This is a genomic window from Roseibium sp., from assembly GCF_965276855.1.
GTDB lineage: Bacteria > Pseudomonadota > Alphaproteobacteria > Rhizobiales > Stappiaceae > Roseibium.
The window spans coordinates 814,945-829,005 of sequence record NZ_OZ255700.1 but is presented as its reverse complement, the minus strand read 5'-3'; the positions used below and the strand labels follow the sequence as shown (position 1 = coordinate 829,005).

The following is a 14,061-nucleotide window of genomic DNA, read 5'->3' as shown; positions in this document are numbered from 1 at the left end:
CGGTATGGACTGCCATGATTGTAGGCCTAATCGAGCGTCTTATCCGTTAGCTGGCGAATCTTCCACGTCCCGCCAATGTGCGCCCATGTACCATTTTCTATGTGACAGAGATGTAACGGCCGGGCGTGGTGCATGCTGTATTGAGCGATCTGGTCCCGGGTCAAGACACCGAGGAGGTGCGCCGCGTGCCGGAAAGAAGCCCCATGGCCAAAATGCAGCGTCACCGTTCCTGCGGGTTGTCCAGCTGTTGTGCGGGTCAAATGATCCGCAACCCGTTGTCCTGCCATCATCAGGGATTCCGCACCTTGCAGCGGCAGGCAATAGTCGCTGTCCGATTTCCATGCCACGGGAGGTGCGTCAAAGCGGGGGTCTTCGATAAGGACGCTCTCAATCTCGTCGAGCGTCAGGTTTGCCGCGCTGCCGACAGAGCGTTCAGCCAGGGAAGGTGTCTGCTCGATGGTCAAGGTGTGCCCGTGTTTGATCAGAACATCACATGCAAGCCGGGCCGTCTGCCAGGCCCGAAGCTGGCAGGAGGTGTAGACGATCGGATTGAGGTTCAGGTGCTCGTCTGAGAGCCACCTGGCGAGCTCTTCGCCACAAGAATTGGCTTGCGCTTTACCGTTTTCCGTCAGGGGAAAGGGCTGCAAGGCACTGGGCACATACTTGCGCTGGTGATAGTCGCCGTGGCGGATCAAAACCGCGATGGAGCCTGTGTCAGCCGATCCGGTCATGTGAAGAGATCTTTGCCAGCGGCAGCCAGTGCATCGAAATCGATGACGCCGGTCACTTCACGAATCCGGACACGCTTGAGCTGCCGCAGATAGGCGTCCGGCTCCAACGGTTCGTCATCGCACAGGAAGACACCACTGGCATCCTGATAGAACGGGCCCGCGCTTTTCATGATCGCGCCCAGGAGGTCGGGCCGCTCGGTGAGGTCTGCATCCACGAGGCACGTTGGTTCGGTCGACAACCGGCTCCAGTTCAACACCCAGAACTCGGTGAGGGGAGCCGTGAATGAGATGCGGTCCGGGCCATAGACTTCGCTGATGAAAAGATCGTGCTTTTCTTCCAGTTGCCAAAGGTCTTCCGGCGGCATCTGCAGCAGCTCTTTTTTTCGCTCCTCGGACAGCAGAGGTGCCAGGCGCGGATTGTGTAAGATCGTGCCGGGGTTGATGCGCGGATTTTTGGGAATGCCGAGACCTTCGGTGCTATTCGGTGTTGCGCGCACCATGAGCCTGTCGTTTGTGACAAAGCGGGTCTGTTCGAGATCCATCATGCGCAAGATGGCAGTGGATTTTCCACCACCGGACAGCCCGGCAATCGCAAGCCCCTGTCTGCCATCGGTCACGGCTGCGGCGTGACAAATCTCCCAACCATCCCGCTTGCAGATGTTGAGGATCTGCGTGTTGATGAAGTTGATCACCTGATTGGGATGGGCAAGGCAGGGCCCGAGCGCGACAAGGGCTTGCGGTGACTGCAGGAAGGTCATGCCCGTGCGGATCTTGTGCACCAAACGGCCGTCATCCAGATCGATATACGCGTCCTTGCGTCCGGTTTTACCCGGTTCGCGCGCCCAGTCGATCCAGTCTTGTCGGGCGTTGAGACTTTGCCCTTCCAGAACGTCGATGGTGGCTGCGACCGGCCCGGCTTCGGCTAGTGCTTCTTTCAGGTGGTGACGCAACTCTGCGGCCATCGGGGTATCGCACCGGATTGCGAGCCGCACCGGACCGGTTTCGAGATAAAGAATTTCCGGCAAACCGTCGCGGTCTAGCTCGGCAAGCACATCAGCGGTGGTCCTCATTGCGTCACCTTTGCAATCACATGATCTGCAAGGGCCGCGGCTGCATCGACACCACAACCTTCCTTGGCTCCGCGATATCCGCCGAAGGCAGACACTTCAAAGACGATTGGGCCGTTGTCAGTCAGTGCGACATCGACGGTCGTGAAATCAAGGCTGAATGGTGCCTGTGCCTTTCGAGCCAGCTCGATCAGGTCGGCATCCGGCTCAAAAGGCGCATATTTGCCGCCGCTGTGGATCGTCGTGTTCCAGCTATCGGACTGGCTGACCCGGGCGTAGGTGCACAAGTAGTCACCGCCCAGGAAAACCATTCCGAGATCCTGGCCGGAAAGGTTCAATTTTTGCTGGATGTACATCACCGGATGGTCTTCAGCGAACGCGGCAATCTCGGCCCGGGCATTGGCACCCGCTTCGATGATGCACATACCGCGCGCCTTGGTGGAATACAGCGGCTTGAAGACGGCCGCGCCATAGCGCTCCACGGCCGCTTCGGCAGCCTCCAGATCTTCGGTCACAATCGTTGCCGGCATCGGCGCACCGGCCGCGCGCAAAGAGACAGTGCAGGCAAGCCGGTCGATCAGCCGCAATACGGCTTCGGGGCGGGAGAAGATCTTGACGCCGCGGCTTTCAGCAAAGCGCAAAAGCTCCAGCCGGTCGAGCGCATGCGGGCTGTAAATTTCGCTGATTTTCTTGATGATAATCCCGTCAAGCGCGCACAGATCCTGCCCCTGATACATGACAGCACCGGTTTCCAGATCCAGCGCCACGGCTGCCATGTCGATCACCAGACGGTAGCCGGTCTTGGCCTCGATCACATCGGCAAGGGCTTCTGTGGACCATTTGCCGGGTATGCCAACGACCCCGATCTTGATGTCAGTCAACGAACAACTCCTTGATGGGCAGTTTGAACCGCTCTTCCTTGCCTTCCGGACACTCCAGCGCCTGTTCGAGCAAGAAACGGGCGCGGATAAACATGCGCCGCGCGTGGGATTTGTCGAACACGAACCGCGTGGAGGTGGCAAAGCTGCGCGCAAGGCCGAGGGCGAGGCGGTACTCATAGGTCCGGTCTTTCTGGGACCGGGCGAATTTTGCGGCGACCGATTGCAGGTCGCAGGCGACTTTGGCGAGCCGGCGGCGCACCGGAATGTCCTGAATTTGCAGCCGGTAATTGGAAATCATGAAGACGGAGACGTCCTGAACGTAGTCCATGTAGCGGGACCGGTGCAGGTCGATGAAATGCAGCTTCTTTTCCGCCGGGTCATAGATGACATTGTCGAGATTGAAGTCACCGTGGATGTGAACGGAAAAGGCCGCCTCGAGTTTGTCTTCACGCTCCGCGGCTTCCCGGACGAGTTCGTCAAAACCCTTCAAACGCAGCCCACCGAAACGTTGCGGGTCCGCGCGGAACTCCGGATGGACGCGGTAAACTTCCGGCAGGCGCCGGGACAACTGGCGCATGGAGGCCATCACCGCTGGTTCTTCCATGCGGGTGCTGCGCCACACGTCGTTCAGGGTTTTGGCCAGTTTCTTCTGGGCTTCCGCGAGAAGAGCGTCGTTTTCGTTGAGGACCAGCTGCTCAAATGTGTAGCCCGGCAAATGCTCGATCAACAGGGCGGCTGATTGGCCGCGTTTCTGATAGGACAGGATCTTGGGGGCCAGTCCCGGATAGATCGCGTGCCAGCTTTTCACGCCCGCCCGTTCCTCGCGCACCTTGCGCAACTCCCCGTCCTTGAAGACCGCATTGACCGGTTCGCCGTTTCCAGCGCGCGAGCGGACGGAGGAAATGGCGCTTCCTGAGCGGGTTTCAGCCAGTGGGACCATATCGACCGGTTCGTCGTCCTTGGCCGATGGCAGCAGGCTTTTCAGCGTGAAATAGCGTTCGAACTGGACCGGTTGACCAAGATTGACCGACAGGATGGCTTCAGAGATCGACTGGAGCGCGTCACCGATCCGCCGGACTTCGTTGGCAACCAGCAGACTGTTGGCAATATCCGCCGTGTGCTTGGACTTGCGCATGTCCTCGGTCAGTGTGCGGAACACCCGGTCGTACAGATCTTCCATTTTCTCGCGGATCTGGCCGATGCGGACGGCGGATTTGCTGTCAGACCGGGAAAGGGCCGGCTGAATGAGTTTCAGGCTGTCGCGAACCTGCTTGAGAACCTTGGTGTAGGCATCAGCCCGCAGATAAGCCTTGCGCTCGACATCTTCCGCATGGGTCAGGCTGCGCCGGGCCAAACGGCTGATCAGGTCAAGGTTCTGCGCAATAAGTTCCACATTCCGCAGGAGGTTTTGCTGCTCGGAGGTGACTTTCTTTTGAGACAGAATTTGCGTGCTGGCTTTGGTCAGCTTTGAAGCAAGATTGTAGGAATACCCTGCGCGCAAAATGACCTTTTGCGCGGCTGCCTGACTTGGGGACTGGAAGTAGTCTTGCATTCCTGTGAGCTGACCGTCGATTTCCACGCTCAGAAAATAAAGGTTCTCGTCGATCGCGCGGGGGAGTTTAGTCATCGAATACTCCCAGATAGACCGGAGCGGCAGTGGTCAGCGCCGCCGCGTAGGCCGGGCGGAAGTCAGTCGCTCTTTTAGCAGGAGAGGCCCAGATCGTCCCGACCTGAGAGGGGTCGGGATGGGGTCCGATCACCGGCAAATAGTCGTCCGGGACGTTACACGCGAACAGCAGCTCCAACTGATGGCGCTTTCCCTCCGCTTTGGTTTTGAAAACTTCGGCCACATGCAAAAGAGGGCCTACGGTCACGGTCGTACCGACTTCTTCAGCGCATTCACGGATCAGAGCCTCTTCTGCGGTCTCGCCCGGATCCTGTTTTCCGCCCGGCAGGGTCAGGTAGGCCGCAGAGCCGCGCTTTTGCTTCACCTGTACCAAAAGATCTCCGTTTCGAAAGATGACGGCCCGGACGGTTGGGCGGATCGGTTCCAGAACCTTGGTCTGTTTCAGTATCATGGCGGTGTACAGCGGCTCTGAGAAGGAAACGTGACAGCAATTCAATGCCGTTGATAACACCGAATCGCGGGGCTGGTCTAAATGCTTGAAGATCCTCCGCATACATACACCGTGATAGACTGATGGGCAGCCTGGCGGTGGAGACACTTTGAGATGACGAATAAGACCTTGGAGTTGTTGCTTCTCTGCTCCGGAGCTGGTGCCAAGGATTGGGACGGCGCAAAAAGGAGGCGGCCCCTACGCACCAAGGGAAAACGCCAGGCCCAGAAGGTTGGTGCCTGGATGGGGCAGCACGGTTTGCGGCCAGACAAAACGCTCACGACAACCGATGAACGCGCCAATGCGACCGCGCAAAAAGCGCTGAAGGCTGGCGGCTGGTCCGCGCAGGAGGGGGGGCAGTCACCGGATCTCACGAAGGGCAAGATGCCGGTTTTTGTCAATGACGATCGTGTGTTGCTGGTTGCGCCCAAAAAGACGGTCGCAGATCTGCTCAGCTCTCTTGGGGTTCATGAAAGCCTGTCTCCGGGCGTTCTTGTTCGCCTAGAGAAAACTCATGCGGGCGCCGAAATCCGTCAGGTCATAGACCCGCAGGATTTGCCGGATCTCTTTCCCTATCCCGGCCCGGATGGTCCGGAACGCCGGGAGCGGCCAGCCTATTATTACACCCAGTCCGCCGTCATTCCCTTCCGCCGTACGCCGGCGGGAAAGGAGATCCTGATAACAGGTTCATCGAGTGGACGGCATTGGGTCGTCCCGAAAGGCATTGTCGATCCGGGCCTAAGTCCTGCGGATTCGGCCAGGATCGAAGCCCGCGAAGAAGCCGGTGTCGAGGGCATTATCTGTGATCGTTCACTTGGAACCTTCAGTTACGAAAAGTGGGCAGCAACCTGCCGGGTAGAGGTCTATGCGATGGAAGTTACCCGCATCCTGTCCGTGGACGTCTGGGAGGAAAGCCACCGGCAGCGCACATGGGTGCCAGCGGAAACGGCCGCAACGATGCTTCACCAGAAGGCATTCGGTCCGTTCATCGCGCAGATCTGATTATTGTGCAGGCCTCTTGGGCTTCAATGATGCCTGTTCATTTGTCACAAACGGCCCCGAAACACCCTTTTGAATTCAGACTCAAGATGGTTCTGCTTGTGATTTCTTTTTCGGATGCTTCGATCACTGCATTCCATGAGGTGAATGCAACATTTCGATCAACGTGAACGTGCATAATCCACCCCCTGTGCTCGAAACTAAGCATGCAGGTCTTCTGTTCACTGGAGCATAAAATTGAAAATATGCTTTTGTCTGACCTTCTTCCATAATACAAATTGCCACTATCTATACAGTCAGCATTTTCTATACTTGGATTTATGAGGCCGTTACTATCAATCGCCTCCAGACCACAAACACGCGCTGTCAGTTTAAAACGAGACTCAATAGATCCGCTTAGATCCCGGGTAGACAGACCATTTGTCACTCGAACAGGGAGCAACTCTCCCGCAACTTCAATTTGAGTATTGTAGGTAACGCCGGATCTGCTGATCACGTCCCTCTGTCCGGAGGTCACAAGATCCTTCAAGGTTGAGGGGTCGATGTCGGGAAGCACGCACCTCAGGAACTTGCGGCCCTGCGAGGTGATTTCTGATGGCTCCAGTTTGAGAACCAGAACCGAGTTCGTCCCTGTATCCGCGTTCGGGTACCCCGTGCAGAAGTAGACAGCGTCGTCGTCTGCGCTCACGGCGGTCGTCGAAACGGTCAAAAGCGCAGCCATGCCGCACATCGCGGCTTTGACAAGAGTACGGACCACTTTGCTTCTCCGTGGGATTCGGTCATCGCAAGTGTTGAAGCGCTTAAGGCTGAGCAAAGCGCAAACCGGCCGGAGGGCTCAGTCTGTTGTTAAATCAGGCAGCGGTAGCCATTTCCTTAAGCGGTTCGCTATCTGGGCGTACTTGTTTACGAACCGGCTGCCCTGGCCGCGTTTTGATAGGCCTCCCGCAATTCGCGCTTCAGGATCTTGCCGATGGCATTGCGTGGCAGCTGGTCCCGGGCTTCGATGGCCGACAGCCGTTGGGTTTTGCCGAGCTGGGCATTTGCGTGGGCAAGGAGGGCGTCGGTGGAGACGGTTGCGCCCTTTTTCAAGACCACAAGCCCCAAGGGCGTCTCGCCCCAGCGCGCGCTCGGGATCGCAATCACAGCGGCCTCCGCGACGTCCGGATGGGTCAGCAGCACCTGTTCCAGGTCTGCTGCATAGATGTTGAAGCCACCGGATATGATCATGTCCTTGCGCCGGTCCAAAAGGACCAGAAAGCCATCGTCGTCCAGCCGCCCCAGATCCCCGGTCCGCATGAAATAACCGCCGTCCGGGGACTGCCATAGCGCCTCGCGGGTCTTTTCCGGGGCATCCCGGTAGCCGGTCATGATGGTGTTCGACCGCCCGACGATCTCGCCGACCCGGCCATCCGTGATTTCCCGGCCGTCCTCGCCGATGATGCGCAGGTCCGTGCCTTCCGAGGCTTTGCCGACTGTGTGGAGCTTGCCGGGATGGGCACCACAATCGAGGATCGTTGCCAGTCCGCCTTCGGTCATGCCGTAAAGGTTGATCAGCCTGCCGGGCCAACGTTTCAAAAGATCGCGCACGAGCGGTTCGGGCAAGGGGGCGCTGGTCGACAGTTTGACCTGGAAGGCAGACAAATCGAAGCAATCGAATTCCGGATCAGCGAGCAAGCGCTGATATTGAACCGGCACCAGGAGGATGTGCGAGACGCGGTGGCGCTCGGCGAGCTCTAGAAATGTCTGCTCGGAGAACTTGCGCATCAGGATGACTGTCCCGCCATAGGCAAGCACGGGAAGGAGACCGGCAAGGGTCGTGTTGGAGTAAAGCGGAGTGGAGACGACGGAGACGGCACCAGAACCAAATCCCATTTTCTGCATCCGCGTCATCTGGCGGTCCCGGAACCGGCAATCGTGTTGAATGCCTTTCGGGGTGCCGGTCGTCCCGGAACTGTAATTGATATCGAACAGCTCGGTTGGAGCTGTTCCGAGCGGCTCGATCGGGGGCAACTGCTGCGCCTTAGGTCTCACACTCGCCAGACGCAGCGTCTGCGGCGCGCCGAGTTTTTCGGCGATGTCCAGATTGGCATCGTCAGCAAAGAGGAATTTCGGGCTGCAGTTCCGGATCATTTCAGCGAGCGCAGTGGGGTGCGCTGTGACGGGCAGGGGAACCATACAGGCGCCGGCTGCCAGAACGCCGAGATAGAGCACGACATGATCGGCACTGTTGCCGGCAAGGCTGGCCACCCGGTCGCCGGGCTGAAGACCCTTGTCCCGCAAATACGTTGCTGTCCGGTCCATGAGGTTGCAAATGTCGGCGCAGGACAGCGTCTCCTCACCATCGATCAGCGCAGGCTTGTGAGCGCATTCTGTGGCGGCTGCACGCAACCGGTCTGGCAGGTTCTGGAACTGTTCACCGCCCACCGGCAGAGGTGCAATTTGCGGCATGCCTGTGCCGTGAGCGACCGGATCGAGTGTGTCTTGATTAGCCAATTCTGTCCTCCCAAAGCAGTTAAAAAATTATTCGCATGCGAATTAAATGAGTGCAAGAGGGCGGTTGACCCAATACTAGAGAGGGCAGTTCGGCGCGCAATGTCTCTTATGAGATTACAAGTCTGTCCCGGCCTTGAGCCGGGACCTGTTTTGTCGGCCGCGGCTCAAGGCGGGGCGGCGTCAGAAGAGAGACTTGCCGCGATACCTCGCCCGGATCAGGCGTGGTCCGAGCAAATCCGTTGTTTGGCGTCGCGGTATTCCTGTTCGATCCGGTCGACAACCTTGCCCGCCGGAACGATCGACTTGAGCGCACCGATGCCCTGACCCGCGCCCCAAATCTCCTTCCAGGCCTTGGCCTTGGAAGACCCGGAGCTGAAATTCATGGACGACGGATCGGCGGACGGCAGGTTGGCCGGATCGAGACCGGCACGGGAAATCGATGGCGCAAGATAGTTGCCCGACACGCCGGTAAAGAGCGACGACGTCACAATATCTTCCGCGCCGCTTTCGACCAGCATTTGCTTGTATTCAGCCTGCGCGTTGGCTTCCTCGGTTGCGATAAAGGCGGACCCGATATATCCGAGATCCGCGCCAAGTGTCCGGGCGGCCAGAAGTGCTTCGCCCGTGCTGATGGAGCCGGACAGAAGCAGCGGTCCGTCAAACCACTCGCGGATCTCGCGGATAAGCGCAAAAGGGGATTGCTGGCCCGCGTGCCCACCGGCCCCGGCCGCGACGGCGATCAGGCCGTCGGCGCCTTTCTGGATCGCCTTCTTGGCGAAGGTGTTGTTGATAATGTCGTGCAACGTGATCCCGCCGCAGGAATGGGCCGCTTCGTTGACCTCAACCCGCGCCCCGAGCGACGTGATCCAGATCGGCACCTTCCAGCGGGCGCAGATTTCCAGATCGCGCTCCAGACGTCCGTTGGAGCGGTGCACAATCTGGTTCACCGCAAAGGGGGCTGCCGGCGTGTCGGGGTTCGCCTGATTGTAGCGGTCGAGTTCCTCGGTGATCTGCTTGAGCCAGATCTCCAGCATGATCGGCTCGCCTTCCTTCTCACGGGCATTGAGTGCCGGAAAGCTGCCGACAATCCCGGCCTTGCACTGGGCAATCACGAGGTCCGGACCGGAGACGATAAAGAGCGGGGCGGCCACAGCCGGAAGACGCAAGCCTTGCAAGGCTTGCGGAAGGGTTTTGGATTTCAACATGCTTGGGTGTCACCTCGGTAGGACGGTTCTGCGACCGCTGATTTCGCTTTGCGTGAAGGCCATCATCACACAAAGAACGGACTGAAACAGTCCACGCATGAGGCCTTCCGTATTGGTCATTATTCCACATGTCAGAATAGAATTCTGTAATTTTCTTGACAAGACACAGAATTTCAATTTGCAATAGTCTTTGAGTATAAATCAGCTTTTGCGTGCAATGCAGCAAATTGTCTGGCCATCAAAACAGGGAAAACCCGGCAGATGGCCGCTCAGGGAGGAAAGCATGAACTATCTGAAGTCACTTGTGGCGGCCGCAGCGCTTGCCACTTGCTCTATAAGCGCATCCAGTGCCGACACCGTGAAAATCGGCTATATCGACCCGCTTTCGGGCCATTTCGCCTTGGCCGGGGACACTGGATTGAAACACTTCCGCTATGCCGCCGACCGGATCAACGAGGCTGGCGGTGCGGGCGGTATGACGGTCGAGATCGTGCCGTTCGACAACAAGGTCAATCCCAAGGAAAGCCTGGTGCAGCTGCAAAAGGCGATTGACCAGGGCATCCGTTATATTGTTCAGGGCAACGGCTCTTCCGTCGCATCGGCACTGATCGACGCGATCAACAAGCACAACAAACGCAATCCGGGCGAAGAGGTACTGTTCCTGAACTATGCTGCCGTCGATCCGGCTTTCACCAACGACCGCTGCAGTTTCTGGCACTTCCGGTTTGATGCGGACGCGGACATGAAAATGGCGGCGATGACCGACTGGCTCGCCAAGCGGGATGACATCAAGAAGGTCTACATTCTTGGGCAGGACTATTCGTTCGGTAAGGCGGTTGCCAATGCAGCCGTGACGATGATTGTCGAAAAGCGGCCGGACATCGAAATCGTCGGCAACGAACTGCACCCGCTTGGCAAGGTGAAGGACTTCACGCCCTATATTCAAAAGATGATCGCCTCTGATGCGGACGCTGTGATCACCGGCAACTGGGGGCAGGACATGACGCTGCTGGTTAAGGCAGCATCATCTGCCGGTCACGATGTACCCTACCTGACCTATTACGGCGGCGGGCTCGGAGCGGTTGCAACCATGGGCGAGGGCGCCATCGGTCTCGTCAAGCAGATCACAGAGTTCCACCAGAACATCGATACGAGCGAAGAGCAGGTCGCCAATATGGACCGCTTCCAGGAGCTTTACGGCACCGATTACTATTATCAGCGGGTCTTCACGCTGATGGAGATGTTCGACAAGGCGGTTGATGAAGTGGGCGAGAACGATCCTGTGAAGGTCGCCTTTGCCCTTGCCGGAATGGAGCATGAAACGCCCTATGGCCCGGTCTCCATGCGCGAGGACAATCACCAGCTGATCCAGCCACTGTTTATCTCCACTTTCTCCGATGACGTGTCGCGAACGCTGGAGGGCACAGCCTTCGGGTTTACCACCGATCCGGATGGGAAGATCGAGGGTGATGCGACCCGCACAGCAACCACCTGCCAGATGGAGCGGCCAAGCTGACATCAGTCGGCTGCAGCTTTCATCCATAGATTGACCCCGCGCGCTTTCCATCAATGCGCGCGGCCTTCAAGGCAGGACATGCATGGAAACACTCTTTTTCTCTCTGCTGAACGGGGTGATTTACGGGCTTTTGCTGTTCATGCTCTCCAGCGGCCTGACCCTCATATTCAGCATGATGGGCGTGCTCAATTTCGCGCACGCCAGCTTCTATATGCTGGGCGCGTATTTCGCTTATACGATCGGCTCGGTCACGGGCTTTTGGATTGCTTTATTCCTGGCGCCGATCCTGGTGGGGCTGGCAGGGGCCGGTATTGAACGCTGGGGCCTCCGAAAGGTCCACGCAAACGGGCACTTGGCCGAGCTCTTGTTCACCTTCGGCCTGGCCTATCTGATCGACGAACTCGTCAAGATCATCTGGGGCAAGATCCCGGTTCCATATGAAATCCCAGCTGAGCTCGATTTTCCGCTGTTCACGCTGTTTGGCGCTCAATATCCGGCCTATCGGATCTTTATGCTGGTTGTGTCTATCGCGATGCTGGCCGGGCTGTGGTTCCTTTTGAAACGCACCCGCGCGGGACTAATCATCCAGGCAGCGCTCACTCATCCGCATATGGTCGGGCACCTTGGCCACAATGTGCCGCGGGTCTTCATGATGGTGTTTGGCTTCGGCTGTGCGCTCGCCGGGCTCGCCGGTGTGATCGGAGGCAACTATCTCGTTACCGAGCCCGCGATGGCTCTCTCCATCGGACCGATCGTCTTCGTTGTGGTCGTGGTTGGCGGTATGGGCAGCCTGGAGGGCGCGTTCATCGCCTCGCTTCTGATTGGTCTTCTTCAGACCTTTGCAATTTCCATCGATACGACCTTCGCTGAAATCTTTGCCTTCACCAGGCTGAACCCGCTGAGCGATCTTGGCCGAATCTCGATTGCCTCGCTGGCCCCGATGCTGCCGTTCCTGTTGCTGGTTCTGGTCCTGATGATCCGCCCACGCGGCTTGATGGGGGAGCGTGAATTTTGACCGACACACTGTCCATATCCCTCGCGCCGTCACAGTCGGAGAAATTCCGAACGCGTGTGTTGCCGTTTCTGATTATGGCCGCCGTTCTGGTGGTGATTCCGCTCACGGGGCCGTCGCGCACCACCTATTCGCTCTTGAACGCGATTGGCATCAACATGGTGTTCGCCCTGTCCTACAACATGCTGCTTGGCCGCGCGGGGCTGTTGTCCTTTGGTCATGCGGTCTATTTCGGCCTCGGTGGGTATGCGGCGATGCATGCCATGCAGGCGATTGAAACCGGGACCGGCCTTTGGAGCATGTTCCCGGTCTTTGCCTTGCCGCTTGTCGGATTTGCAGGCGGCGCCCTTGCGGGGGCTGTCATCGGCTGGCCGTCGTGCCGGCGGGCCGGGATTCCCTTCGCGATGATCTCGCTAGGCCTTGCCGAACTGGTGGCAGCTGCCGGCTTCATGTTCACCAGCCTCTTTGGCGGCGAAGAGGGTGTCTCCGGTGATCGCATGATCGGGCCTGAGCTGTTCGGTCTCAGTCTTGGCCCGATTAACGAGGTCTACTGGTTCATTGCCGCCTGGACGCTGATTGGAACCGTTGCGATGTTTGCCTTTACCCGCACGCCGCTGGGCAAGATGGGCGAGGCGGTGCGCGACAATCCGGAGCGGGTGGAGTTTGTCGGCTATGATCCGCAGCGGGTGCGCTATCTGATTTTCATCTTTGCCGGCGGATTTGCAGGCCTTGCGGGCGGCATGGCTGCGGTCAATTACGAAATCTTCACCCCTGAGACCCTGTCGGTGATCCCGTCCGGATTTGTTCTGCTGATGGCCTATGTCGGCGGCATCCGCTATTTCGCGGGGCCGATGCTGGGCGCGGTCTTGCTCACCTACATGCAATCCAACCTCTCCGACTTTACCGAAGCCTGGCTTTTGTATCTCGGGCTCCTGTTCATGATGATCGTTATGTTTGCGCCATCCGGTCTTGCCGGGGTCCTGGTCTCCATCTCGCAAGGGCTGCAGATCCCGGATCGCGGAGTGATCCTGGGGCGCTGGGCGCGCTATGCGGCCGGAGCTCTGCTCGCCTTTGCCGGCATTGTGATCACCATCGAAGTGGCGGTCAGAGAATCCAGTGGTTTTGGCGAGGTGTTTGAGCCCTTCGGCTTTGCCCTTGCGCCGGACAATCCCGTGACCTGGCTGCTTGCGTTTAGTCTGGTCGGTCTTGGCGGTTGGATCATGCGGTCCAGCGGATCGGACAAAGAGGAGGCCTTGTCATGAGCACACCAGCTTTGTCGATCCGGGATCTCACCAAGAACTTCGGCCCCGCCGAGATCATCCGTGGGGTCACTCTCGACATCCAGCCGGGGGAACGGCACGCCATCATCGGGCCGAACGGGGCCGGCAAATCAACCTTGTTCAATCTGATCTCAGGACTGCACCGGCCAACGTCCGGCAGTGTTCATTTGGGTGGGCAGAAGATCTCCGGGCGCAAAGCCCATGAGATCAACCGCAAGGGTCTGTCGCGATCCTTTCAGGTCTCCAACATTTTCGCCAACATGACGGTCCGCGAGAATGTCCGCTGTGCGGTTCTTTGGTCGCTCGGCACCGGCTACAGCTTCTGGCGCAACATCGGCAACTTGAGACATGTCCAAGACCGCACGGCGGAGATTCTGGAGACCGTCGGCATGATCGACAAGGCGTCCTTGCCCGCTGCAAGTCTGCCCTACGCCGATCAGCGGACACTTGAGATCGCGATCACCATTGCGGGCGGGGCCGATGTCATTTTGCTGGATGAACCAACCGCCGGGATGAGCCATTCGGAAACGGAGCGGGCCGTTGCGCTCATTGAGCGGGCCACACGCGGAAAGACACTCATTATTGTCGAGCACGATATGAGCGTGGTCTTTGGGCTGTCCGACCGTATTTCGGTTCTTGTCTACGGCAAGATCATTGCATCCGGGCCACCGGAGGCCATACGCGGGGATGCGAAGGTGCGCGAAGCCTATCTTGGCGACGAAGCCGAGGATTTGCCGATGGTTGAGGGAGCAGCGTGATG

The 14,061-nt window shown here is 58.4% G+C and carries 13 protein-coding genes; 5 read left to right on the top strand and 8 right to left on the bottom strand.

Translation table 11 applies throughout. The features are described from left to right. Positions 1 to 26: 26 nt before the first annotated feature. Genes ACQY4Z_RS03680 through ACQY4Z_RS03660 form a run of 5 tightly spaced genes read right to left on the bottom strand, consistent with a single transcriptional unit; the run spans position 27 to position 4,757 of the window. Positions 27 to 731 (bottom strand): histidine phosphatase family protein, encoded by a 705-nt coding sequence (locus ACQY4Z_RS03680; RefSeq protein ID WP_428526766.1) that lies wholly within the window; start codon positions 729 to 731, stop codon positions 27 to 29. After that, positions 728 to 1,801 (bottom strand): HprK-related kinase B, encoded by a 1,074-nt coding sequence (locus ACQY4Z_RS03675; RefSeq protein WP_428526764.1) that lies wholly within the window; start codon positions 1,799 to 1,801, stop codon positions 728 to 730. Before ACQY4Z_RS03675 ends, ACQY4Z_RS03680 begins: the two co-directional genes overlap by 4 nt. After that, positions 1,798 to 2,679 carry a GAK system ATP-grasp enzyme gene (locus tag ACQY4Z_RS03670; RefSeq protein WP_428526762.1) on the bottom strand — a complete coding sequence of 294 codons (882 nt, stop codon included), beginning with the start codon at positions 2,677 to 2,679 and terminating at the stop codon, positions 1,798 to 1,800. Before ACQY4Z_RS03670 ends, ACQY4Z_RS03675 begins: the two co-directional genes overlap by 4 nt. Beyond that, positions 2,672 to 4,306, bottom strand: coding sequence for a phosphotransferase (locus ACQY4Z_RS03665; RefSeq protein ID WP_428526760.1), 1,635 nt, complete (start codon positions 4,304 to 4,306; stop codon positions 2,672 to 2,674). The genes ACQY4Z_RS03670 and ACQY4Z_RS03665 overlap by 8 nt, the downstream gene beginning before the upstream one ends. Further along, positions 4,299 to 4,757, bottom strand: a complete 459-nt coding sequence (locus ACQY4Z_RS03660) for an NUDIX domain-containing protein (RefSeq protein WP_428526758.1) — start codon at positions 4,755 to 4,757, stop codon at positions 4,299 to 4,301. Before ACQY4Z_RS03660 ends, ACQY4Z_RS03665 begins: the two co-directional genes overlap by 8 nt. Positions 4,758 to 4,910: 153 nt before the next feature. On the opposite strand from ACQY4Z_RS03660, the gene ACQY4Z_RS03655 reads away from it, so the two are divergent. Continuing rightward, the gene (locus ACQY4Z_RS03655) at positions 4,911 to 5,798 is read left to right on the top strand and encodes an NUDIX domain-containing protein (protein WP_428526756.1); all 888 of its coding nucleotides are present in this window, start codon (positions 4,911 to 4,913) and stop codon (positions 5,796 to 5,798) included. Positions 5,799 to 5,835: 37 nt separating this feature from the next. On the opposite strand, the gene ACQY4Z_RS03650 is transcribed toward ACQY4Z_RS03655, so the two are convergent. The 3 genes from ACQY4Z_RS03650 to ACQY4Z_RS03640 all read right to left on the bottom strand — a co-directional run bounded on the left by ACQY4Z_RS03650 (position 5,836) and on the right by ACQY4Z_RS03640 (position 9,493). Continuing rightward, positions 5,836 to 6,552 (bottom strand): hypothetical protein, encoded by a 717-nt coding sequence (locus ACQY4Z_RS03650; protein WP_428526754.1) that lies wholly within the window; start codon positions 6,550 to 6,552, stop codon positions 5,836 to 5,838. Between the two features lie 146 nt (positions 6,553 to 6,698). Further along, the gene (locus ACQY4Z_RS03645) at positions 6,699 to 8,288 is read right to left on the bottom strand and encodes a class I adenylate-forming enzyme family protein (RefSeq protein WP_428526752.1); all 1,590 of its coding nucleotides are present in this window, start codon (positions 8,286 to 8,288) and stop codon (positions 6,699 to 6,701) included. Between the two features lie 215 nt (positions 8,289 to 8,503). Beyond that, entirely contained in the window at positions 8,504 to 9,493 is a 990-nt protein-coding gene (locus tag ACQY4Z_RS03640; protein ID WP_428526750.1) for an NAD(P)H-dependent flavin oxidoreductase, read from the bottom strand. A 283-nt stretch (positions 9,494 to 9,776) separates the two neighbouring features. Between ACQY4Z_RS03640 and ACQY4Z_RS03635 the strand changes: the two genes are divergently transcribed. The 4 genes from ACQY4Z_RS03635 to ACQY4Z_RS03620 all read left to right on the top strand — a co-directional run bounded on the left by ACQY4Z_RS03635 (position 9,777) and on the right by ACQY4Z_RS03620 (position 14,059). Continuing rightward, a complete protein-coding gene (locus ACQY4Z_RS03635; protein WP_428526748.1) occupies positions 9,777 to 11,009 on the top strand; it encodes a branched-chain amino acid ABC transporter substrate-binding protein in 1,233 nt (410 codons plus the stop codon). Positions 11,010 to 11,091: 82 nt separating this feature from the next. Continuing rightward, positions 11,092 to 12,024 carry a branched-chain amino acid ABC transporter permease gene (locus ACQY4Z_RS03630; protein WP_428526746.1) on the top strand — a complete coding sequence of 311 codons (933 nt, stop codon included), beginning with the start codon at positions 11,092 to 11,094 and terminating at the stop codon, positions 12,022 to 12,024. Further along, positions 12,021 to 13,283, top strand: coding sequence for a branched-chain amino acid ABC transporter permease (locus ACQY4Z_RS03625; protein WP_428526744.1), 1,263 nt, complete (start codon positions 12,021 to 12,023; stop codon positions 13,281 to 13,283). The genes ACQY4Z_RS03630 and ACQY4Z_RS03625 overlap by 4 nt, the downstream gene beginning before the upstream one ends. Next, entirely contained in the window at positions 13,280 to 14,059 is a 780-nt protein-coding gene (locus ACQY4Z_RS03620) for an ABC transporter ATP-binding protein (protein WP_409690768.1), read from the top strand. The genes ACQY4Z_RS03625 and ACQY4Z_RS03620 overlap by 4 nt, the downstream gene beginning before the upstream one ends. The last annotated feature ends 2 nt before the right edge of the window (positions 14,060 to 14,061 follow it).